We start from the raw sequence: 22,520 nt of genomic DNA, 5'->3' as shown, positions 1-22,520 counted from the left end.
CTGCTTCTTGGCAGGGGGGCGGGGCGCACCTATCAGCAGAGATCTTTAGAGGCTGGCGGCCACCGGCAGGACCAGTTCCATCATGCCGGTGAAGGCGGTCTGGCGTTCATCAGCGGTTGTCTCTACACCCTTGAAGAGGTGGTCAGAGACAGTGAAAACCGAGAGGGCCTGCACCCCGGCAGCGGCGGCGACCGAGTAGATACCTGCGGTTTCCATCTCAACAGCCAGTACGCCCATGTCGGCCCACTTTTGGGCGTCGCTGGGATCTGCGCGGTAGAAGACATCCGAGGAGAGCACGTTGCCCACGTTCAGGGTCAGGTTCTGGGTTTTAGCTTCCTTAGCTACGGCTGAGAGCAGGGGCCATGACGCGGTGGGGGCGTAGGTGCCGGGTAGCTTGTAGTGGTGCAGGAAGTTGGAGTCGGTGGAAGCTGCCGAAGCGACCACGATGTCAAAGAGGTCCAGGTTGGTGGATAGGCCACCACAGGTGCCGATGCGAATCAGGTTCTTGACCCCGAAGCTGTGAATGAGTTCGTGGGCGTAGAGGCTGGCTGAGGGGATACCCATGCCGGTGCCCATGACGCTGATACGTGAGCCCTTGTAGTCGCCGGTGAAACCGAACATGTTGCGGACGGTGTTGAACTGTACGACGTTCTGCAGGTAGGTGTCGGCAATGAACTTGGCGCGCAGGGGGTCGCCGGGGAGCAGAATGGTTTCAGCAATTTCAGCGCCGTGAGGGGCGATATGGGGGGTATTGACGTTCTCGGTCACAGGGTCTCTTTTCGTAATAAGCGGGGAGAATCTTTCCTCACCTAGTCTACCCAGTCCACCGGGGCCGGAACTTCACTGTTTAGACTTGCACTATGAAACTTCGACTGTGGCAAAGCACCGATGCGTCCGCCCTTCTTGAACTGGTTGAAACCAGCACGGACTTAGAGAGGCAGATGCCCCTACCTGGCACCCTCCAGGAGGCTCAGCACCTGATTGAAGGGCAGTGGCTCCCTGCGCAGGGGCGGGCTGTCTTTTGCCTGGACGATGGGCAGGCCGTTGGGTTGGTCGGTATCACCTACAGCGCACAGCAAGAGGACGGTTCCTGGGACAGGGGCTGGGTCTACTACTGGATTGCCGACCGGGCTCGATGTAAAGGAATCCTTAAAAGCGCGGTGCGGGCAGTCTGCGACTGGGCCTTAGGAAGTCAAAGCCCGCCAGATGAAAAGCACCCAAGGCTAGATACTGAACTGCTGGGTACTTTAGAATCGCCCAACCTACGCCGCCTGGAACTGGGTTACCGGACCAACAACCCAGCTTCTGGCGCGGTGGCCCGCTATGCAGGCTTTACCGTGGAAGGCATTGAACGCCAGAAGTTCCTGTACCTGGGGCAAACCTATGATGCTGTTCTTGCCGTCCGACTCCGCCAGCTACCGGCACCGGACTTCAGCACAGGGGTAGCAGTTCACCACATTGAACTGTGGACGCAGAACCTAGAACAGGTGCGCGGTTCCTGGGACTGGGTACTGACCCAACTGGGTTTCAGCTCCTACCAGCAGTGGCAGGGAGGGCAGTCCTGGCAGGCCCAGGACGGTTCTTACATTGTCCTGGAGCAGTCCCCTCAGGTTTCTGGTGCCCACCAGCGCACCCGCGCCGGGCTCAATCACCTTGCCCTCACCTGCCCTAGCGCCCACAAGCTAGACAGCCTGCGAGATCAGGCGGCTGAGCACGGCTGGTCTGAGCTCTTCGCCCCGAACTACCCGCATGCAGGCGGGCCACAACATTACGCCCTCTACCTGGAAAACACCCAGGGCTTCGAACTTGAAATCGTAGCGCCCCAGCCACAATAAATGCCCACCACAAAAAAGAGAAGGCATGCCAGCGCTTCGCGCATTCTGGCAGAACTGATTGCTGGCTAAAATCGCCACATCGGTGACGATTTTGACGCCAGGCACAAAAAGAGAAGGCATGCCAGCGCTTCGCGCATTCTGGTATGCCTTCTCTTTTTGTGCCCTCGAAAGGATTCGAACCTTCGACACCCAGCTCCGGAAACTGGTGCTCTATCCACTGAGCTACGAGGGCTTATGATGACTCTTTGACCAAGCCATGTTTACCAGCCTAGCAAGCTCGGCTGATTCATTCGGATTTCTTATCCGCCTGTAGGCGGAAAACCTCATTCACCATGAGCTACCAGGGTAACAAACTCTCAGCCAAAACCTTTATGCGGTTAGGCCATCAAGCCACACCCACTATATCAGAAACACTTGGGCTGGGCTAAACGCCTGCAGACAGGTGCAAACGCTACAGTATTGAGGGTAAGTACCGGCAGATGAAAGGCACCCGTGAACGTCACCAGCGGCAACTACGCAGGCACCAGCGACCCCGCCCAAACCTACGACTTCTACCCGCCTGCAAGCACCGGGGCCAACAGGCAGCCAGCACCTTTACTCATCTATGTTCACGGGGGAGCCTGGCGCTTTGGCGACAAAGCCAGCTTTGCCCAAGCCGATAAGGGCCTGCACACAGTGCGCCAAGGGCTGGCAGAAGCCGGGTTCGCTACAGCCTCCATCAACTACCGGCTCAGCCACCAAGCACTCTTTCCCGCCCAAATCAACGACCTTAAAACCTCGATTCGCTACTTCAAAGAGCAGGCCGCAGAATTTTCCATCGACCCCGACCGTATCGCCCTAGCCGGTGGCTCAGCCGGTGGACACCTGGTTCAGCTAGCCGCCGCAACCGGCCACCTGGCAGAACCCTACCTTGAAGGTATCCCAGCAACGGCGCTAGCCGCCGCACAAGCACAGGGGCAACCGGACTCAAGGGTTCGCTGTGCCCTGAGCATCTACGGGGTCAGCGACCTGCGCAGTATCTTTGACGACCGCGTGGCCTGGGGCTTTGACCGGGACCACCCCGAAGACGACGGCGCAGAATGGCGGCTTTTGGGATCCACCTACCCGGCCCCCGCAGGTAGCCAGGCCGCTATCAACTGGGCAAAAGCTCACCCCATCGACTATGCCCTCGCCGCCAGCCCGAGCGGGCCAAGAACCCACGCACCGGTCTACTACCTGCACGGAACCTCAGACACCTGCGTGCCCCCCAACCAATCAATCCGCGCCCACCGGGCCCTTGCAGGGGCGGGTATCCCCACCGAACTCACCCTGGTTGGCGGTGCTGAACACTCAGACCCGGCTATCTACGCCAGCGCCAGCCTCTGGGTACACATCATTGACTGGCTGACCCAGCACACCAATAAGAGCTAGGCCACACCCTAAGAACCTGCCTGCTGGGTTGGCTCGGTGGTGCCTTTGGGTAGACTTGAACCTATGACACCCGAAGAACTCTCCCTTGCTATTGACGGCGCGCTCGCAGCAGCCTTTGCTACCGGTGAACTGACCCTGACCGATGGTGAAACCGCACCCGCTGTGCGCATTGAACGCCCCAAGAACCGTGACCACGGTGACTGGGCCACCAACATCGCCCTCCAAATCTCTAAGAAGGTCGGCAAGAACCCGCGCGAAGTAGCCCAGGTCCTTGCGGGCAGAATCATCGAGCTTCCCGGTGTTGCCTCTGTTGATATCGCAGGCCCCGGCTTCCTAAACATCATTCTCGATGCCGCCGCCGCCGGTGAACTGGCGCAGACTATTCTCCAGCAGGGGCAAGCCTACGGAACCAACCAGACCCTGGCCGGTAAGACCATTAACCTTGAGTTCGTTTCGGCTAACCCCACCGGCCCCATCCACCTGGGCGGTACCCGCTGGGCCGCTGTGGGCGATTCTCTGGCCCGTATCTTCCAATCCCAGGGCGCCAAGGTCGTGCGTGAATACTACTTCAACGACCACGGTAACCAGATTGACCGCTTTGCCCGCTCTCTGCTAGCCCGTGCCAGGGGAGAGGCTGCACCCGAGGACGGCTACGGTGGCGAGTACATCACCGATATTGCCAACCGCGTGCTCGAAGCCCGCCCCGATGCTTTGACCTCTGCGGACCCTCAGGAAGTCTTCCGCGCCACCGGCGTTGAGTTTATGTTCGAGGACATCAAGAAGTCCCTGCACGAGTTCCACGTAGATTTTGACGTTTTCTTCCACGAGAACTCACTCTTTGAAGAGGGAAAGGTCGATGAACTCCTTGAAAAGCTTAAGGAGTCCGAGAACCTCTACTTCAAGGACGGCGCCTGGTGGCTCAAGTCCACCGATTTTGGCGACGACAAGGACCGTGTGGTCATCAAATCCGACGGCAACGCCGCCTACATTGCCGGGGATATCGCCTACTTCCAGGACAAAACCAAGCGCCCTGTTGACCCGGCTGACCTAGCTATTTACATGCTGGGCGCTGACCACCACGGCTACGTTGCCCGCCTCAAGGCCGCCGCCGCCGCGCTGGGCGATAACCCGGACATGGTCGAGGTCATGATTGGCCAGATGGTAAACCTGGTCAAGGACGGCAAGCCTGTGCGTATGTCCAAGCGCGCAGGCAACGTGGTGACCATGGAGGACTTAGTCGAGATTGTGGGCGTGGATGCGGCCCGCTACTCGCTGACCCGCTACTCGGTGGACTCCAACATCGATATCGACCTGGACCTGCTGACAAAGCAGTCCAACGAGAACCCCGTGTTCTACGTTCAGTACGCCCACGCCCGCACCTGCGCTATTACCCGTAATGCCGAGGCCGCCGGGGTGAGCACCGACTCAGTGGACTTGGCCCTGCTGGACTCCGAAGCAGACTCTGCCCTGCTGGCCGCCCTGGGCCAGTATGCCGGTACTGTCAAAGAGGCCGCGGAGTTCCGCGAGCCCCACCGCCTGGCCCGCTACCTTGAAGCTCTAGCTGGCACCTACCACCGCTGGTATGGCCTCTCCCACGTGGCCCCCAAGGGCGACGAAGAGATAACCGACCTGCACCGCACCCGGCTGCTCCTGAACCAGGCAACTGGCCAGGTTCTGGCCAATGGTCTGGGACTGCTGGGCGTGAGCGCTCCGGAGAAGATGTAACCATGGCTCACCAAGTAGCGCTTTATAAGCCTGAATGGCTAACCTACCCGCAGAACCCGGCTGAGCTCAGCCCTGTCATCTGGATGCCCTCTTTTGCCCGTGACGCACAGGGGCAGCTGACCGTGGACGGCACCGCTGTCTCGTCATTGGTGGAGGAGTTTGGAACTCCCCAGTACGTCTTTTCGGAGAGCACCTTCCGTGCCCGTGCCGCCGAATTCCGTGCCGCCTTTGAGCAGGCCTTTGAAGCTCACGGCGCTGAAGTGTCGGTCTACTACGCTGGCAAGTCCTTCCTGACAACCGCCGTGGCCAAGTGGGCTGAGGAAGAGGGCCTATGCCTGGATACCGCCAGCGGCGGCGAACTGGCTTTGGCTATGCGCGCCGGTGTTGCCGGGGGCAAGATTGCCCTGCACGGGAACAACAAGTCAGAAGCCGAGATTGCTCGCGCTCTGACCTACGGTGTGGGCCGCCTAGTAGCAGACTCGGTACCGGAGGTTCAGCTTATTGCACGGGTTGCCACTGAACTGGGTGTTACCGCGCCGGTCATGCTCCGGGTAACCCCCGGTGTTCACGCCTCCACTCATGATTTCATTGCCACAGCACACGAGGACCAGAAATTCGGCCAGTCACTGGTACCCGGCACCGCCGCTCTGGCTGGGCTGAGCCAGGCAGAATTGGATCAGCTGGGTGTCACCGCTGATGATGCTTACGCCACTCTTGCGGCGGCTCTAGCTCTAGCCAGTGAGAGCATTGACCTGCGCGGTCTGCACTGCCACATCGGTTCCCAGATTTTTGAAGCCGAGGGCTTTGGAAAGGCCGCCGAGAAGGTGCTGACCTACATGCACCAGCTCAACGAGCGCTTTAATGTGGTGCTACCCGAAATCGACCTGGGCGGTGGCTACGGCATTGGCTACACCGAGCAGGACACCCCGCGCGGTTCGGCAGAAATTGCGCGGGAGCTGGCCGCTATGGTTGCCTCAACCTGCCGGGCTGTGGGTATGGCTATCCCGCATCTCTCCTTTGAACCCGGACGCTCTATCTCCGGCCCCTCCGGTATCACCCTCTACACGGTGGGCACCATCAAAAACGTTTCTATCGAGGACGAAAACGGTGACACCCGCGTGCGCCGCTACGTCTCGGTTGACGGCGGTATGAGCGATAACCCCCGCCCGGTTCTTTACGAGTCGGACTACGCAGTGACCCTGGCTAACCGTGCTCCGGCAGGGGAGCAGCTACTAAGCCGCGTGGTGGGTAAGCACTGCGAATCCGGTGACATCGTAATTCGCTATTGTTACCTGCCTGCCGACCTCACCGCTGGTGATGTTCTAGCGGTCCCCGCAACAGGTGCCTACAACCACGTGATGAGCTCGAACTACAACTACCTCACCCGCCCGCCGGTGGTGGCAACTAGCCAGGGTAAGCCTGCCCGCGCTATCGTTCGCCGGGAAAGCGAAGAGGATATGTTGGCCCGCGACCTGGGCCTGGTCTAAGCCCTCAGCAGGAGCCTGCCATGCTGTGCCACTGATCGTAATATGGACGACACGGTATGGCAGGCTCAGTCATACTGAAAGAATGGAAGCGGGACCCGCCGCATAAATACAGTGCGCCTTGGATAGTATGGTGCGCTGCCCCCCCCTTTACCCCAAAACCGTCAGGAGATGCCATTGGGTAAGACCACCACCATCAAAGTAGCGCTACTAGGTGCCGGTAACGTCGGCTCTCAGGTAGCTCGTATGCTCACCGAGGACGCCACCGCCCTCCGGGACAGAATCGGTGCCGATGTTCAGCTCATCGGTATCGCTGTGCGCGATACGAAGGCTACCCGGCACTATACGGCTGATCCATCCCTTTACACCACCGATGCAGAAGGCCTGATTGATGCCGCCGATGTGGTTATTGAGCTGACCGGTGGTATTGAGCCAGCCCGCACTCGTATTCTGCGTGCACTGGCCGCTGGCAAGTCGGTTGTCTCGGGTAACAAGGCTCTGCTAGCTAAGCACGGTGTCGAACTTACCGCTGCCGCCGCTCAGAGCGGCGCCCAGCTCTCCTACGAGGCCGCTGTTGCCGGCGCTATCCCCATTCTGCGCCCCCTGCGTGACTCCCTGGCTGGTGATCAGATTAGCCGGGTACTGGGTATCATGAACGGCACCACCAACTACATCCTGGATCAGATGGATACCACCGGTGCCCAGTTTGCTGATGCACTGGCTGAGGCCCAGCGCCTGGGTTACGCCGAGGCTGACCCCACCGCCGATATAGAGGGCCACGACGCCGCGTCCAAGGCCGCTATCGTTGCCTCTCTTGCTTTTCACTCAGATTTCACCATTGACGATGTGCACTGTGAGGGTATTACCTCCGTCAGCGCCGAAGAGGTTCAGGCCGCTGCCGCCGATGGCTACGTCATCAAACTCCTGGCAGTGTGCGAGAAGGACGGGGAAGGCGTGAACATTCGTGTCAACCCCACTCTGGTTCCCCGAACCCACCCGCTGGCCAGTGTTCGCGGTGCCTACAACGCGGTCTTTGTCCAGGCTGAAAACGCCGGCGAGCTCATGTTCTACGGCCCCGGTGCTGGTGGTGCTCCTACCGCTTCGGCTGTGCTGGGCGACTTTGTCTCCCTGGCCCGCCGCCTGGTTCTGGGCGGCCCAGGCATCCCGGATTCTTCCTTTGCTCAGCTCAAGGCAACCAGCATGAGCCAGGTCATTTCTCGTTACTCTGTGGGCATTGTGGTAGAGGATAAGCTGGGCGTTCTGTCAAACATTGCTCGTATCTTTGCTGAGCACGGTGTCTCAATCGAAACCATGCGTCAGGTTAAGGGAACCGGCGACGGTAGCAGCGCGACCATCCGTATTGTGACCCACCGCGCGACCGATGCCAACCTTGGCAAGACCATGGCCGTTGTTGATTCCCTGGATACGGTCCGCGAAATCTGCTCCGTGATTCGGGTGGAGGGCTAGAAACTGATGGTTTTGTCGATGACTGACGGTTCAGACGAATCCCTGCTTGAGCCTCATGCTATCCCGGTGGGTGCCCGCGTGACGGTGCGGGTACCGGCCTCCTCAGCCAACCTTGGCCCCGGCTTTGATTCCCTGGGTCTATCCCTGGCCTACTACGACGATTTGGTTGTGACCAGGCTAGCGGGGGAGGGAGAGCTGACTTTCGACCTGTCCGGCGAGGGTGCCGACCAGGTGCCCCGAGATGCCAACCACCTGGTAGTCAAGGCTATGCAGACCGCCTGGAAAGCCGCAGGGCTTCTTGAGCTACCCAGCCTGCACATTCAGGCTCATAACCGCATTCCGCATTCGCGCGGTATGGGATCATCTGCCTCTGCCATTGTTGCCGGGGTAAGTGCCGCAAACGGACTGCTACCTGCTGAGCTCCAGCTTGATGCTGATACTGTACTCCAGATTTGTTCGGGTATGGAGGGGCACCCTGACAATGTCGCCCCCTCACTGCTCGGCCAGGTGGTGATCTCCTACGGTGATGATTCGGGTTGGCATTCCCTGCCCGTCCCCGCTCACCCTGAGGTCCTCCCCGTGATTGCGGTACCCGACTACCAGGTGCCAACCAGGGTTGCCCGCGGTCTGATTCCCGAAACCGTTCCTCACCGCGAAGCCGCCACCAATGCAGGGCGCGCCGCCCTGCTAGCCCAGGCACTGACCTCCTACCCAGAGTACCTGCTCCCCGGCACCAGCGATCTACTCCACCAGTCCTACCGGGCTGCTGCCATGAAACCCAGTGCCGCGCTGGTTCAGCACTTACGTGGCTTGGGCTATGCGGCAGTGATCTCCGGGGCTGGCCCCACCGTCATGGTTCTGGCACAGGGGCAGGAGCAACGGGAACATATCGGCTCCGCTATTGCTGAGTTCGTAACCCACCCCGAAGCCGGCACCTATGAAGGTCAACCGGTCACCTGGCGCGTGCTGAATATCGATATTGACACGCAAGGTGTTATGCTTACCTATGAGGAAAACGCTTAGTTCCTTAGGGGCCATACCCCTAGACCCGAACTTATGTTCTCCGTTTCACGGTTCCGAAACCTGTAGAAGCCTCAGGTATTTGGCCGTTTACCAAGGTTCTGCCTTATGGCACTAGCCTTTCTGCTGTCCCAGGCATAGCCGTGCTCATCAGCAGTTGTGCTTTCGCACATCCGTTACCTAGTCCGCGCATCAGCCGATGCTGATAGCTAGTTAGCTAATTTATGAACACTCGCCCGTTCTGGGCATGACGCATCTGTTGCGTCACTACCACCCGCGAAATCAACGACATTTCGAGAGAAGGAATCTTCGTGGCAGAAAACACCGACCTCACCGCAGGTACGGAAACCGCACAAGCGGTAGAAACCAAGTCCCCAAGCCTGAGCACTCTCAAGCTCGCTCAGCTCCAGTCCCTAGCCTCCCAGCTGGGCATCACCGGCGCTCGTCGTATGCGTAAGTCAGACCTGGTTGAAGCTATTAGCTCCCACCAGCGTGGTGGCGCTATCGCCGACCGTGAAGAGGCACCCGCTCCTGAGGCCGCTCCCGCTGAAAAGCCTAAGCGTACCCGCACCCGTAAGACTGCCGCAGAAAAAGCCGCCGAAAAAACTGCAGAGGCCCAAGCCCCTGCGCAGAGCGACCAGGATGCGGCTGAGGAAAAGGCAGAGAAGCCCGCAACTAAGCGTCGCACCAACCGCCGTGCTACCAGCGCATCGGCTACCGCTGCTGAGGCTAACCCCCTCGAAGCAGTAGAAGCTGCCCTGGATGCAGTCGAGTCCAAGAAAGCCGGCCGCGGTGAAAATGCTGAGGGCGAGGAAGCTCCCCGCGCTACCCGAACTCGTACCCGCAGCGACCGCCGTCGCAAGGCCGAAACCGAGACAGCCGAATCAGCTGATAACACCGAAAGCAACGGTAACGAAAAGACCGAACGCTTCGAGCGCAAGAACCGCCGGGACCGCGACAACCGCGGTGACAAGCAGGATCGCTCCGAGAAGCAGGACCGCGATAACCGTTCTAAGAACAACGACCGCGATAACCGCTCTGAGCGCCAGCAGAACAACGGCCCCGACGAGGACCGCCGCAACGGTCGTAAGAACCGCCGCGACCGCCAGCAGGAGCGCCGTGAACGCCGTAGCAACCGCAGGGACGACTTCGAACCCGAGATCCGTGAAGACGATGTTCTGATCCCCGTCGCCGGTGTTCTTGACGTTCTAGATAACTACGCTTTTGTTCGTACCTCCGGCTACCTGCCCGGTAGCAACGATGTCTATGTTTCGCTGGCCCAGGTCAAGCGTCACGGCCTGCGCAAGGGCGACGCAATCGTAGGCACAATCCGTGCCCCTCGAGAAGGCGATAACAACAACCGCCAGAAGTTCAACGCTCTGGTTCAGGTCACCACCATCAACGGTCTGACCCCCGAAGAGTCCAAAGGCCGCCGCGACTTCAACAAGCTAACACCGCTTTACCCCAAGGAGCGCCTGCGCCTGGAGACCGAAGCCAAGAAGGTTGGCCCCCGCGTCATTGACCTGGTTGCCCCCATCGGTAAGGGCCAGCGCGGTCTTATTGTTGCACCCCCCAAGGCCGGTAAGACCCTGATGCTTCAGTCCATCGCGAACGCTATCACCACTAACAATCCTGAGGTTCACCTCATGATGGTTCTGGTCGATGAGCGCCCCGAAGAAGTAACCGACATGCAGCGCACCGTCAACGGTGAGGTCATTGCCTCCACCTTTGACCGCCCCGCCGATGACCACACCATTGTCGCTGAACTCGCCATTGAACGCGCTAAGCGGCTGGTAGAGCAGGGCCGCGACGTTGTCGTTCTGCTGGATTCCATGACTCGTCTGGGCCGTGCCTACAACCTGGCCGCCCCCGCATCGGGCCGTATCCTCTCCGGTGGTGTCGATGCCGCTGCGCTCTACCCGCCCAAGAAGTTCTTCGGTGCGGCTCGCAATATTGAGGAGGGTGGCTCACTGACCATTTTAGCTACCGCCCTGGTTGAGACCGGCTCCAAGATGGACGAGGTTATCTTTGAGGAATTCAAGGGTACCGGCAACATGGAACTGCGCCTTTCCCGCCACCTGGCCGATAAGCGTATCTTCCCTGCTATCGACCTCAACGCTTCCAGCACCCGCCGCGAAGAGGCACTCCTCTCACCCGAGGAAATCAAGATTATGTGGCGTCTGCGCCGCGTCCTAGCTGGCATGGATCAGGAGCAGTCACTCTCGGTTCTGCTCAGCAAGCTCCGCGAGACTCAGTCCAACGTCGAATTCCTGCTGACCGTTTCTAAGAGCGGGCTCGGCCACGGCGAATAAAGGCTCGGTACACCGCCTGCTCCACACGGGGCAGGCGGTGCTTCACCCCTTAAACAAAAGATTGAGGTGCCTGTAGCGGGCACCGCGAAGAAGAGGCACATACAGTGATTGATTCAATCCAGGGTCTGCTCGATGAACACGCAGACCTCCAAAAACAGCTGGCTGACCCCGCTGTGCACGCCGCCCAGGGTAAGGCACGCAAACTCGGTCGCCGTTACGCAGAGCTCAACGGCATCGTTGAAGCCTATAAGAAGGTCACTGCCCTGCGTGATGACCTCCAGGCTGCTAGCGAAATGGCAGCCGAGGACGCCGAGTTCGCCGCTGAGGTCAAAGAAATTGAAGCCAAGCTCCCTGCCGCAGAGGAAAAACTGCGCCGCTTGCTGATTCCCCGCGACCCGGACGATGGCCGCAACGTGATTCTGGAGGTCAAGGGTGGTGAAGGTGGTGACGAGGCTTCCCTCTTTGCCGCTGACCTCTTGCGCATGTACACCCGCTACGCGGAAACCAAGGGCTGGAAGACCGAGATGATTTCCTCCCAGAGCACCGATGTGGGCGGCTACAAGGATGCCCAGATTGCTATCAAGGGCAACTCTACTGATCCGGCTGAGGGCGTCTGGGCCCACCTCAAGTACGAGGGCGGTGTTCACCGTGTTCAGCGTGTACCCGCAACAGAGTCCCAGGGGCGTATCCACACCTCTGCCGCCGGCGTACTGGTTTTCCCCGAGGTCGATGAACCCGAGGAAATCGACATTAACCAAAACGATCTGAAGATCGATGTTTACCGTTCATCTGGCCCCGGTGGACAGTCAGTGAACACCACTGACTCCGCTGTACGTATTACCCACCTGCCAACCGGCATCGTGGTAGCTATGCAGAACGAAAAGTCGCAGATTCAGAACCGCGAAGCTGCTATGCGCGTGCTCCGCGCCCGTCTCTTGGCTTGGCAGCAGGAACAGATTGATGCGGAGAACGCCGAGAAGCGTCACTCCCAGGTGCGCACCATGGACCGGTCAGAGCGTATCCGTACCTACAACTATCCCGAAAACCGTATTGCGGATCACCGCACCGGCTACAAGTCTTACAACCTGGACGCTGTCCTCAACGGTGACCTGGGCGCTGTTATCCAGTCTGCTATTGAGATGGATGAAGCCGCCCGTCTTGAGAAACTAGGCCAGGACAACAAATAATCGTGGCTGACTTTTCTGCCTTGCCCGGTGAGGATCTGGATTCAGCTCTTGGCCGGGCCTCGGTCTACCTGGCTGAGGCAGGGGTGGAATCCTCCCAGACTGATAGCCAGCTGCTTGCGGCCTATCTGTTGGAGAAGCAGACCGGTGAGCCGGTCAGCCGGGGGAGGGTTCAAACTCTTGCTCTGCTGGGTACCCCGGTGCCTGCTGATTTTGATCGGCTGGTGACTCTGCGCGGTCAGCGGATCCCGCTCCAGCACCTGACCGGGCAGGCCCATTTCCGGGGACTGACCCTTTCTGTTGGCCCGGGGGTTTTTGTTCCGCGTCCTGAGACTGAGCTACTGGTTGAACACGCTGTCGTAGAGTATCAGCGTCGCGTGGCCAAGGGTACCCTGCCGCATCGCCCCCTGGTCCTTGACCTCTGTACGGGTTCCGGGGCGATTGCTGCTTCGCTAGCTACTGAGCTGGCTGGGGCTGAGGTGCTAGCGGTCGAGCTGTCCAAGGATGCGGCCGCTTGGGCTGAGCGTAATCTTGATGGTACGGGTGCTCGACTGGTCAGGGGTGATGCCCTCACCGCACTGGAAGAGCTCAAGGGACAGGTGACACTGGTTGCCTCGAACCCACCTTATATTCCGCAGGGTGCTGTTCCAAAGGATCCCGAAGTCAGAGACCACGATCCGGCACTTGCCCTTTACGGTGGGGGAGAAGACGGCATGGAGTTGCCCTCCGCGATAGCTTACCGTGCCTACGATTTGCTGGCTCCTGGAGGGTACCTGATTATGGAGCACGCGGAAACCCAGCGGGAGCTCATGCGCCAAGCCTTTGAAAAGGCAGGCTTTGAGCGTACTGAATCTATTGACGATCTGGCGGGTAAACCCCGTCACACCAGCGGCTACAAACCGGTGTCCAAGAGCTAGGAATGTGAAAGAATAAAGAGTGTGAAAGCAACCATTGTTAGTGCCACAGACCAAGAAGCCTTTGACCAGGCTATAGCTACTGCTGAGTCGGTCATTAAAGACCACAAGCCCATCGTCATTCCGACCGATACCGTCTACGGTATTGCCGCAGACGCTTTTTCTGTTGAGGGCGTTACTGCTTTGCTGGCAGCTAAGGGGCGAAGCCGTCAGATGCCCCCGCCTGTTTTGATTTACGATAAGGCCGTACTGGCGGGGCTGGCTGATGAGGTGTCAGCTGATGCGCGGGCCCTTGCCGATGCTTTTTGGCCTGGAGCGCTGACCCTGATTTTCTACTCTCAGCCTTCTCTGAACTGGGACCTGGGGGAGACTCAGGGAACGGTAGCACTGCGTGTTCCACATGACCCTGTAGCGATCGAGCTGCTCAAAAAGCTGGGCCCTCTTGCCGTATCCTCAGCTAATAAAACGGGGCGTGTAGCGGCAACCACCGCTGATGAAGCCATGGAGCAGCTGGGCGCAGACGTTGAGCTTATTCTTGATGGCGGCCCTCGTCCCGCTGAGCGTTCCGATGATTTTGAGTCGGTACATGCCCAACCCTCGACCATTGTGGACTGCACCTCGGATCGACTGATTGTGGTGCGAGAAGGCGCTATCCCGGTTGAGCGGCTGCGCGAGGTTGTGCCCTCAGTAGTGACCCGAGCAGAGTTTGACGAGCAAGAGAAAGCCCGGCGGGAGGCCGAGGTTGCTCTGGCCCAGACCCAGCAGGCTATGACTACCCTGGAGAACGACTCAGACCAGCAAGAAATCGATGGTGTTGGACCAAAGGCTGCCGCACCGGTTGCAGGTTCCCTGGCGGCTCACCTGGTCTCTCATAGCGGGCTGAAGGCGGTGGACCAGAAGCGAACAGCTACTGCCTATGTGGCACCCATTCGCACGGTGGAAGATAAGACTAAGCCCTTTACCGTGGCTGAGGCCCGAGCCTTAGTTTTTGGTTCTAGCTCGAGCACCTCAGCGGGCATCACGCTTGAAAGCACGGCTGGGCAGGCGGAACTGGACGAGCTTGAGGAGCTACCAGAGGCCTAAGGCTCCTAGCAGGCTATAGCCGCTGTGAGCAGGGGGGCCGGTTGGTAATGAACCGGCCCTCCCCTTGATTTTGCATAAAACTAATCGCTGAACTTACGGTCCCGTTTTGAACCCAAAGAGCTATGGGCAGTGCGTAAGACCTCTTGCACCCGTGCCTGGGGGATTAGCCCGTGAGCCCTAGCCCAGGAGTCGTCAATGTCCTGGCCAAACCACATGACTTCTACGCGACGCACCGGCCCGGTCAGCCTATCGCCCAGGAGTTCGGAGACCTTATAACCGGCAGAAACTGCGGCGCGGCAGAGCGCTTCAGGCAGGTGGATTGGTTGCCGGCGCCCTGCATCGACGAGAACAGACTCGGTGGTTGCGCCTTCCCAGGGCTGAACTACGATGGCGGGCAGCTCACCTTCAAAGGCAGCAATCATATGCACGAATTCAGCCAGAGCGTAGTTAGATGACACGGGGGTCCGGCGGCTTGCTGAACCAGCAACCGATGCCAGCGGTGAGGATGCAATTTTGGCGAAAGCCTGGGTGGTGCGGCGACCGCGTCCCTGGACGCTAGTGGCCCGAATAATACAGATTTCTACCGCGTGATCTTTTGCAACCTGAACCGGCGCGTACGAGGGAGCGGCAGGGAACTCGGATTGTTCAGACCCTGGGGCACGGCCTTGAGCAGCAGTTTCTTCTACGAAGGAGCGAATCTTGAGTAGGGCTTCTTCGCCCAGGGCCTTGGAAAATGAGTATGCGGAGAACGGGTCAGTTTCTTCGGTGGGGGTTAGTACACTGGCCGCGCCTAGAACAGCGGCTGATGAGATATGGATGACTCGGCGCACACCTGTTCGCTGGGCGGCAATGGCAATGATGATGGGGAGCAGAGCGTTTGCCCCGATTAGAGGAGCCAAGTCTTCTTGGTCGGGGGCAGCCAGACCTGAAGCATTAATAACAAGGTCGCACCCGGCAAAGGAATCAGCCAGGGTATCGATAATGCCCTCCAGGGAGCGAGCCTCGGCAATGAGTTTGTCGGGGTCACTAGTTCGGGTGAGTAGGCGTGGAGCCTCAACCGCCTCGAGCGTGACACCTTCTGAGGCTAGCCGGGCAAGGATTGATGACCCCACAAAGCCGCTTGCACCAATAACTTTCCATGTGGCGTGAGCCATGCCTTTTCTCCCTTGTGAGCTAAATGGAGCCAGTGAACCCCTGTCCTTTTAAGGTTGTCACAGCCGGGGCCTCATTGCACGTAAGGGGCTGATAAAAAACAAGGGTAGCCTTGATGCCCGTGCTCATGGGGGTAATACTCAGCCGGGTTAGGTAAACTTTATGTAGTTGTGTGGATTCTGCCCTTTCTTCCGGGCAGGGGCCGCGTATAGGTGGCCTTAAGCCCACGAAAGGACCTGTTCTTTATGGTTTCTGACCAGAGTAACCAGCAGCGACCGGCTGAGTGTATCGCCGCCGTTGTTGTCACCTACAACCGGCGTGACCTCTTGGAGCGTACTCTGGCTGGTATAGCTGGCGGTCTGCTCACCCCTGATGTCGTTATTATCGTCAACAACGCTTCAACGGATTCCACTCCGGACTATCTTGAGAGCCTGGACTATGAGCTTGAAGCAGATATTGTTCACCTGCCCGAGAACGTGGGTGGGGCTGGCGGGTTTACCGTCGGTATTGACCGTGCCCTGGTCCGTCATCGGGCCGATTTGGTCTGGGTTATGGACGATGATACCGAGCCAACCGAGGGAACTTTAAGCGAGGCTTACCGGGCTTGGGCTAATTACTCACCTGTTAAGGCTGAACGCCCTGCGGTGGTTGCCTCCAAGGTGGTCTGGACTAATGGCGAAGATCACCCCATGAACACTATGCGAACCATGTTCGCCGCTGGTGCGGAACGAACCGCGCAGGCCGCGGCTGTGGGTGCGCGCCCTATCCGCTCTGCTTCTTTTGTCTCGATTTTGATGGACGGGGCGGCCATGCGTGCTACAGAGTTACCGCTGGCTGACTTCTTTATCTGGAACGATGATTTCGAGTACACCACCAGGCTGATTCAGCATAGCCAGGGGATTGCCACTGAGCGTTCTGTTGCTATCCACAACACTAAGACTTTCGGTACAACCGATACTGCCCCGGGGCCACGTTTCTATCATGATGTGCGCAACAAGCTCTGGGTTTTTTGTGCTCGGCGTACTCTCGCCCCGCACGAAAAGCTACTCTATGGCGGTTCTACCGCCCGACTGTGGGCTAGCACCCTCTTAGGGACCGATGATAAGAAAATCTATAGCGGGTATTTCTTGAACGGCCTTAAAGATGCTCTTGCCGGTTACCGCTCTAACTCTGAGGTACTCAAAGATATCTACCAGTTAGAGACCCCAAATTTAGCCGAGATAGTGCGCGCACAATACCGCGATGCCCGCGATTTTTCTTTGTTGATGAGTGTCTACCGGGGTGATACTCCCCAGAACCTGAAGGCGGCACTGAACTCTAATACTGTTGAGCAGACGCTCCCTCCCACCCAGGTGGTTTTGGTTCAGGACGGTCCTGTAACTCAGGAGGTAGCCGAGGTCATCGCTGACTTTAAGATATCGGCACCCATGCCAGTCGAGCACATTGAGCTGGCAGAAAACCACGGGCTGGCTGCCGCCCTGCGCGAAGGTCTAAGCGCCTGCGCTTACGATATCGTTGCCCGTGCTGATGCCGACGATATCTCAGTACCGGAACGGTTCGAACACCAGATACCCCTGCTAGCAGACGGACGGTTTGACGTGCTGGGAAGTGCCATGTACGAGTTCTCTCTAGACCCGAGTACCCCCGATGCCCTGCGCCGTGTAGCTACAGGGTCGCGGCGTATTAGCGAAGTTATTCCCCGACGTAACCCTATGCTCCACCCGACCGTCGTATTCCGTAGGAGTGCTGTCCAAGCTGTGGGTAGCTATATCGAGCTGCCGGGGGCCGAGGATTACTGGCTGTGGGCGCGTATGGATAAGGCAGGTTTTATTCTGGGTAACCTGCCCGATCCTTTAGTTAAATATCGGGTTAGTACGGCCTACACCCGTAGAGGTGGAATAAGCGCCCTGCGCAAAGACATTGATGTTCAGCGCCGGCTCTACAGTGGAAACGTGGTGAGTCCCGTGCGTTTTGCAAAGAATATGGGTATTCGCGGTCTCTATCGTCTAGCCCCCGAAAAGATACGAACCAAAGCATTCCGCTGGATGACCGGTCGGACCCCGCAAGTGATTGAGAGAAAGGGCGACATTGTCTAAGGAACCCTCCTTGCAGACCACCTCGATTCCCGCTCTCACCTCAACGTCTGAGCGCAAGAATTGGTGGAAGTACATTCAAGTTCTGCTTGACTCCCTGGCATGGCTGCTTGCGCTACCCGTTGCTTTCATGCTGCGTTACGGCATGGATACCGATCAGATCGACCCGCAAGGACTTACCCTTGTAGCCCTTGTGATGGTTACCCTTCAGGTGGGTGGCGGGCTGATGCTGGGTCTCTATCGTGGCCGCCACAGTTATGGCACCTTGCAGGAGGGGAGCAAGCTTTACCCCTTGCTCCTGATCAACCTGGTTATCATGCAGTTTTTGTTGATGATGTACTCCCGTACTTTTGGGGTGCCTCGGTCTGTGGTTATGATCGCTTTCCCCATTGCTATTTTGCTGATGATGGGTTTTCGCTACCTTAAGCGGATTTACGAGGAAACCACCAACCGTCCCACGGGGGAGGGCTCCGAACGCGTCATTATTTATGGTGCAGGATTTTTGGGGCGTAACCTCGTCTCTTCCTTGATGACGGACCCCAAGGCAAAGTACCTGCCTGTCTCCATCGTGGATGATGACCGATCGGTCAAGAACGCTAGAATCCACTCGGTTAAGGTGGAGGGTACGAGCGCTGAACTGCCTGCACTGGTCAAAAAGCACGGTGCGCGTAAGGTTCTCATAGCTATTGGTGAAGAAATCCCCGAGCGGCGTCTGGTTCACGTTGCCCAGACCATGAAAGATTTGGGCGTAGAAACAATTCGCATCAACTCAGTTGTTCCTGATTTTTCGGGGGCTAGCCGTCGAACTCACGAGGGCAATGAGCGTGAACTCTTAGAGGGAATCCGAGGGAAAATCGATTACAAGATTGACCATGCCCTGATCCGGAGCTATGTTCAGGGTCGTCGGGTGCTGGTGACTGGCGCCGGTGGTTCGATCGGTTCTGAGCTGTGCCGGCTGCTAAGCGGGTATGAACCTGCAGAACTGATGATGCTGGACCGCGACGAATCCCTGCTGATGGATACTCGATACTCTATGACCGGTCTTTCTAGCCTTGATGACCCGAGCGTTATTCTGGCTGATGTGCGTGATGCTGAAGCTATCGAGGCAGTATTTCTTGAACGTAAACCTCAGGTTGTATTTCATGCCGCTGCCCTCAAACATGTGTCCGCTCTGGAGGCCTACCCCAAGGAGGCCTACAAGACTAATACGCTGGGTACCGCGAACGTCCTAAAGGCTGCATCTCTAGTAGATGTTGAAGCTTTTGTGAATATCTCGACCGATAAGGCAGCTGACCCCACCACTGCACTGGGGCAATCCAAGCGCAGCGCAGAAATGCTGACGAGTTGGTACGGTAAGCAGACCGGAAAAACCTACGTCTCAGTACGCTTCGGTAACGTATTCGGTTCACGGGGTTCTATCAAACCGCTCTTCACCAAGCAGATTCTAGATGGCGGTCCGCTGACGGTCACCGACCGCAATGCGACCCGCTTCTTCATGCTAATTCCCGACGCCTGCCTGCTGGTCATGCTGGCCGGCGCCATTGGTAAGAGCGGGGAAGTGCTAGTTCTCGATATGGGTCAGCCGGTCAAAATCATGAAGGTGGCTGAACACATGCGAAGTCTCTACGAACGCTTTGATGTTGCTATTGATGTCATCGGCTTGCGGGCTGGCGAAAAGCGCGACGAGGTCCTCTTTGGTCTGGGTGAACAGGTACAGCGGAGCGAAGAAAACGAGAATATTATGCGGGCCCAGGCACCGGATATGGACCCGAGCGATTTGGACTATGGCCGCTGGCTGGCTAACTATCGTGAGCATCGCGGCTACGATCGGGTTGAACGCCCCGGGCAGGCGGCCTAAATGGAAACCTCATCAATGATTGGCCTGGCTACCGTTGTGGCTCTTCTTGCCGGTTGCGCTGGCCTGCTCCTCCCCTTTGTGGTTCGCCCCTTTCTGCACCGCTGGAACCTGGTGGATATACCCACCGCCCGCTCTTCGCACACTTCCCCGGTCTTTAGGGGCATGGGCTTGGCAACGGCACTTGCCGCAGTTTTGGGCTATATCGCTGTTCTTGTTGATGGGCAGATTCCCACAGACCGATCGATTGCCCTCTTGGTCCTCTTTGGAATGCTGGCTTCGGGTGCACTGGGCTGGTTAGAAGATTACAGCGGTGTGCCGATTGCGATCCGGGCAGCTATCCAGCTCCTCATTGGTCTTGTGGTTACCGTAGGTATGACCATCATGCTGGGGACATCCGGGTTTTGGATTCCGCTGGGTGTTTTTGCTATTGCCGCCTACATCAATGTGGTGAATTTTATGGACGGCATCAATGGCATTTCCGGCCTGCATGGTCTTACTGTGGGCGGTGCCTATGCTTTTGCGGGCTGGGTCAATAATATGCCCTGGCTACTTGCGGGGGGACTTGCTGTAGCGGCGGCCTATCTAGCTTTTCTGCCCTGGAATGTGCGTACCGGCAAAAATGTTTTTCTGGGGGATGCAGGCTCTTACTTTTTGGGCGGTGCCATTGCTTCAATGGCTGTCGGTGCTTTCCTCTCCGGTGTTTATGTGGAATACATCCTTGCACCGCTTTTGGTCTACCTCGCTGACACCGGCACCACTTTGTTGCGCCGTGTTATCAAGGGGGAGCAATGGTACAAACCCCACCGGACCCACACTTACCAGAAGCTGACGGATCTGGGCCTGAGTCACCTGGCCAGCGCCGGGGTGGTGACCCTGGCAACGGTTTTGGTGACGGCTATCACGGTTATCGCCTTACCCTTTGAAACGCAGAACGCTGTGGGGGCGGCCCTGCTTGTCGCTCTTGTCTTGGCTCTCTACCTTACCCTGCCGGCTATCTTGAGAAAGGTCGGTCAGCCCAATGGTAGGTAAGCCCCTGAAGGTCAATGAGATGCCTTGGCGCAGGATGCTGACCTGCGTGACTCTGGCTTTGGCGATCTTGGCCCTTGTCGGTAGCATAGTGGGTGTAGTCATTGCAGGTTACCCGGCAGCAGGCGCTTTCCTTGTCGGTCTGGGGCTGGTCTACCTGAGCTTTTTTATCGGGATTCTTATTGCACTCCTGACGGAAAAGAAATCAATGAAGACGGCTGCGGTTGCCTTGGCGGCTTCCTATCCGTTCAAAATTTTGGTTTTCACCGGTCTGCTAATTTTCCTACCTATTCCGGACGGTTTTAGAAACGGATGGTTACTGGCCGGAGCTGTTACTGGACTGCTTGTTCAGCTAGCCCTGGAAACGAAAATTATCACGAAACAGAGAATCCTCTACTTCGATTCGGTAGGATAATGCTAAGCAAAGGAGCGTGCATAGGTGGCTAATGCCGATGAGAAATGGTACCAGCAGAATAAGCAATTGCGATCAGCTGGTGAGCTTGTAGCAGGCGGCGGTACCGCTGGGGCTGTCATGACGCTTCTCTATGTCATGATAGGTATTGGTATCTGGAGTTTGGTAGGCTATGGTCTGGACCACTTGCTGGGTACCTCCTGGATTGTCTGGGCAGGCGCGGCTATCGGTGCCTTTGGTGGTATCTATCTGGTATTCATCCATATGCAACAGAGCAAATAAAACCGGCTCCTCGGAGCGGGCCCATACACATTTTTAATTCTTACAACCTCTGAGGTTGCTTTATAACAAGCGGCCAACACGAAGCAAGAAAGGACTTGCCTTGATTTCAAACGGGCTAGTTGTCGCAGCAGGAGAGCAGCAGGGCTACGTGCCGCCCACCATCGAAGACATGCACCTGCCTGCCCTTTTCCAGATTGGTGACTTTGAATTCGGCAAGCACACAATTCTGATTCTGCTATCAGTTGTCATCGTCGCTGGCTTCTTCATGTTTGCCGCTCGCAAGCGCGCTATGGTTCCCTCCCGGACCCAGTTTGTCGGTGAAATGGGCTACGGTCTGGTGCGCAACAGTCTGGGCAAGGAGCTGATTGGCGCTCACCACTACAAGCCTTTCGTGCCCCTTCTATTCACAGCTTTCTTCTTCATTCTGGTCAACAACCTCTACGGCTCCATTCCTGTCTTTCAGCTTCCCACCATGTCACACGTTGGTAGCGCCTATGCGCTGGCTGCTATCGCCTACATCACCTGGGTTGGTGTCGGCATCAAGCGCAAGGGTCTGGGCAAGTTCTTCAAAGACATGACCATGCCTGCTGGTGTTCCCCCGCTGGTTTACCTCATCCTCATTCCCATTGAGTTCATGTCCAACATGCTCATCCGGCCCGCAACTCACGCCCTGCGTCTTTTCGCTACCATGTTCGGTGGCCACCTGGCAATCATGGTTGCGGCCTCACTGACTCAGTACCTTATCGTTGAAGCAGGCGGCTTCGCTGCGATTGCTTCAGTTGGCTCCGGTGCTCTGGGGCTCTTCCTCTACTTCCTGGAACTCATGATTCAGTGCATCCAGGCTTACGTCTTCACCCTGCTCCTTGCGGTTTACCTGCAGGGTTCAGTCTCCGAAGGCCACTAAAGGTTTTCTCCGGCAGGGCAACCTGCCGGACGAGAAAAGCAACCCGCTCGCGCGGGGAGTCTACACAAATAAATACTCTGCCCCTGACAACACACGCCCTAAGGGGTAGGGGCACTGTGAAAGGAAACAAACATAATGGAACTTACCGGTTCACTCACCTCAGTTGGCTACGGTCTTTCAGCAATCGGTGGCGGCATCGGCGTTGGTCTGGTCTTCGCGGCCTACATGACCTCCGTGGCTCGCCAGCCTGAATCGCAGAAGACCCTGCAGCCCATGCTCTTCCTGGGCTTCGCCTTGGTTGAAGCTCTAGCAGTTCTCGGCTTTGTTCTTGCGCTCATCAAGTAATTTTTGGCCCCGCC

General features: G+C 57.8%; 19 protein-coding genes and 1 tRNA gene. 17 read left to right on the top strand and 3 right to left on the bottom strand.

Annotation, left to right across the window (positions count from 1 at the left end; genetic code table 11):
- Positions 1-45: 45 nt before the first annotated feature.
- Positions 46-768: a purine-nucleoside phosphorylase gene (gene deoD, locus ACN08V_RS03705; RefSeq protein WP_419104586.1), complete on the bottom strand. Its 723-nt coding sequence runs from the start codon at positions 766-768 to the stop codon at positions 46-48.
- A 92-nt stretch (positions 769-860) separates the two neighbouring features.
- Between deoD and ACN08V_RS03700 the strand changes: the two genes are divergently transcribed.
- A complete protein-coding gene (locus ACN08V_RS03700; protein ID WP_419104585.1) occupies positions 861-1,835 on the top strand; it encodes a GNAT family N-acetyltransferase in 975 nt (324 codons plus the stop codon).
- Between the two features lie 159 nt (positions 1,836-1,994).
- On the opposite strand, the gene ACN08V_RS03695 is transcribed toward ACN08V_RS03700, so the two are convergent.
- Positions 1,995-2,067, bottom strand: a tRNA-Arg gene (locus ACN08V_RS03695).
- A 260-nt stretch (positions 2,068-2,327) separates the two neighbouring features.
- On the opposite strand from ACN08V_RS03695, the gene ACN08V_RS03690 reads away from it, so the two are divergent.
- The 9 genes from ACN08V_RS03690 (at position 2,328) to ACN08V_RS03650 (ending at position 14,434) form a co-directional block, all read left to right on the top strand.
- Positions 2,328-3,245: an alpha/beta hydrolase fold domain-containing protein gene (locus ACN08V_RS03690; RefSeq protein WP_419104584.1), complete on the top strand. Its 918-nt coding sequence runs from the start codon at positions 2,328-2,330 to the stop codon at positions 3,243-3,245.
- A gap of 63 nt (positions 3,246-3,308) precedes the next feature.
- A complete protein-coding gene (argS, locus tag ACN08V_RS03685) occupies positions 3,309-4,970 on the top strand; it encodes an arginine--tRNA ligase (RefSeq protein ID WP_419104583.1) in 1,662 nt (553 codons plus the stop codon).
- Positions 4,971-4,972: 2 nt separating this feature from the next.
- On the top strand, positions 4,973-6,457 hold the full coding sequence (lysA, locus tag ACN08V_RS03680) for a diaminopimelate decarboxylase (RefSeq protein ID WP_419104582.1): 1,485 nt from the start codon (positions 4,973-4,975) through the stop codon (positions 6,455-6,457).
- 168 nt (positions 6,458-6,625) lie between these two features.
- Entirely contained in the window at positions 6,626-7,921 is a 1,296-nt protein-coding gene (locus ACN08V_RS03675; protein WP_419104581.1) for a homoserine dehydrogenase, read from the top strand.
- Between the two features lie 18 nt (positions 7,922-7,939).
- The gene (gene thrB / locus ACN08V_RS03670; RefSeq protein ID WP_419104580.1) at positions 7,940-8,944 is read left to right on the top strand and encodes a homoserine kinase; all 1,005 of its coding nucleotides are present in this window, start codon (positions 7,940-7,942) and stop codon (positions 8,942-8,944) included.
- 308 nt (positions 8,945-9,252) lie between these two features.
- Positions 9,253-11,253 (top strand): transcription termination factor Rho, encoded by a 2,001-nt coding sequence (gene rho, locus ACN08V_RS03665; protein ID WP_419104579.1) that lies wholly within the window; start codon positions 9,253-9,255, stop codon positions 11,251-11,253.
- 104 nt (positions 11,254-11,357) lie between these two features.
- A complete protein-coding gene (gene prfA / locus ACN08V_RS03660; protein WP_419100642.1) occupies positions 11,358-12,440 on the top strand; it encodes a peptide chain release factor 1 in 1,083 nt (360 codons plus the stop codon).
- Positions 12,441-12,442: 2 nt separating this feature from the next.
- The gene (gene prmC / locus ACN08V_RS03655; RefSeq protein ID WP_419104578.1) at positions 12,443-13,354 is read left to right on the top strand and encodes a peptide chain release factor N(5)-glutamine methyltransferase; all 912 of its coding nucleotides are present in this window, start codon (positions 12,443-12,445) and stop codon (positions 13,352-13,354) included.
- A 21-nt stretch (positions 13,355-13,375) separates the two neighbouring features.
- Entirely contained in the window at positions 13,376-14,434 is a 1,059-nt protein-coding gene (locus tag ACN08V_RS03650; protein ID WP_419104577.1) for an L-threonylcarbamoyladenylate synthase, read from the top strand.
- Positions 14,435-14,514: 80 nt separating this feature from the next.
- Here ACN08V_RS03650 and ACN08V_RS03645 read toward each other — a convergent pair whose 3' ends face one another.
- Positions 14,515-15,588 carry an NAD-dependent epimerase/dehydratase family protein gene (locus ACN08V_RS03645; RefSeq protein ID WP_419104576.1) on the bottom strand — a complete coding sequence of 358 codons (1,074 nt, stop codon included), beginning with the start codon at positions 15,586-15,588 and terminating at the stop codon, positions 14,515-14,517.
- A 243-nt stretch (positions 15,589-15,831) separates the two neighbouring features.
- Between ACN08V_RS03645 and ACN08V_RS03640 the strand changes: the two genes are divergently transcribed.
- The 7 genes from ACN08V_RS03640 (at position 15,832) to atpE (ending at position 22,506) form a co-directional block, all read left to right on the top strand.
- A complete protein-coding gene (locus ACN08V_RS03640; RefSeq protein ID WP_419104575.1) occupies positions 15,832-17,682 on the top strand; it encodes a glycosyltransferase in 1,851 nt (616 codons plus the stop codon).
- Positions 17,675-19,537: a polysaccharide biosynthesis protein gene (locus ACN08V_RS03635; protein WP_419104574.1), complete on the top strand. Its 1,863-nt coding sequence runs from the start codon at positions 17,675-17,677 to the stop codon at positions 19,535-19,537. The genes ACN08V_RS03640 and ACN08V_RS03635 overlap by 8 nt, the downstream gene beginning before the upstream one ends.
- On the top strand, positions 19,538-20,566 hold the full coding sequence (locus ACN08V_RS03630; protein WP_419104573.1) for an MraY family glycosyltransferase: 1,029 nt from the start codon (positions 19,538-19,540) through the stop codon (positions 20,564-20,566).
- Positions 20,556-20,978: a hypothetical protein gene (locus tag ACN08V_RS03625; RefSeq protein WP_419104572.1), complete on the top strand. Its 423-nt coding sequence runs from the start codon at positions 20,556-20,558 to the stop codon at positions 20,976-20,978. Before ACN08V_RS03630 ends, ACN08V_RS03625 begins: the two co-directional genes overlap by 11 nt.
- A gap of 24 nt (positions 20,979-21,002) precedes the next feature.
- Positions 21,003-21,257, top strand: a complete 255-nt coding sequence (locus ACN08V_RS03620; protein ID WP_419100634.1) for a hypothetical protein — start codon at positions 21,003-21,005, stop codon at positions 21,255-21,257.
- 100 nt (positions 21,258-21,357) lie between these two features.
- The gene (atpB, locus tag ACN08V_RS03615; protein ID WP_419104571.1) at positions 21,358-22,161 is read left to right on the top strand and encodes a F0F1 ATP synthase subunit A; all 804 of its coding nucleotides are present in this window, start codon (positions 21,358-21,360) and stop codon (positions 22,159-22,161) included.
- Between the two features lie 135 nt (positions 22,162-22,296).
- A complete protein-coding gene (gene atpE / locus ACN08V_RS03610) occupies positions 22,297-22,506 on the top strand; it encodes an ATP synthase F0 subunit C (protein ID WP_419104570.1) in 210 nt (69 codons plus the stop codon).
- The last annotated feature ends 14 nt before the right edge of the window (positions 22,507-22,520 follow it).

The sequence above is a fragment of the Rothia sp. P5766 genome (assembly GCF_048513555.1).
Taxonomy (GTDB): domain Bacteria; phylum Actinomycetota; class Actinomycetes; order Actinomycetales; family Micrococcaceae; genus Rothia.
This window is presented reverse-complemented; position numbering and strand designations above follow the sequence as displayed.

What these genes read in the sequence shown, in the direction of transcription:
- ACN08V_RS03700 (WP_419104585.1), top strand. Translation starts at nt 861, where the DNA reads ATGAAACTTCGACTGTGGCAAAGCACCGATGCGTCCGCCCTTCTTGAA.
- argS (WP_419104583.1), top strand. Translation starts at nt 3,309, where the DNA reads ATGACACCCGAAGAACTCTCCCTTGCTATTGACGGCGCGCTCGCAGCA.
- lysA (WP_419104582.1), top strand. Translation starts at nt 4,973, where the DNA reads ATGGCTCACCAAGTAGCGCTTTATAAGCCTGAATGGCTAACCTACCCG.
- ACN08V_RS03675 (WP_419104581.1), top strand. Translation starts at nt 6,626, where the DNA reads ATGCCATTGGGTAAGACCACCACCATCAAAGTAGCGCTACTAGGTGCC.
- thrB (WP_419104580.1), top strand. Translation starts at nt 7,940, where the DNA reads ATGACTGACGGTTCAGACGAATCCCTGCTTGAGCCTCATGCTATCCCG.
- ACN08V_RS03645 (WP_419104576.1), bottom strand. Translation starts at nt 15,588, where the DNA reads ATGGCTCACGCCACATGGAAAGTTATTGGTGCAAGCGGCTTTGTGGGG.
- ACN08V_RS03640 (WP_419104575.1), top strand. Translation starts at nt 15,832, where the DNA reads ATGGTTTCTGACCAGAGTAACCAGCAGCGACCGGCTGAGTGTATCGCC.
- ACN08V_RS03630 (WP_419104573.1), top strand. Translation starts at nt 19,538, where the DNA reads ATGGAAACCTCATCAATGATTGGCCTGGCTACCGTTGTGGCTCTTCTT.
- ACN08V_RS03625 (WP_419104572.1), top strand. Translation starts at nt 20,556, where the DNA reads ATGGTAGGTAAGCCCCTGAAGGTCAATGAGATGCCTTGGCGCAGGATG.
- atpE (WP_419104570.1), top strand. Translation starts at nt 22,297, where the DNA reads ATGGAACTTACCGGTTCACTCACCTCAGTTGGCTACGGTCTTTCAGCA.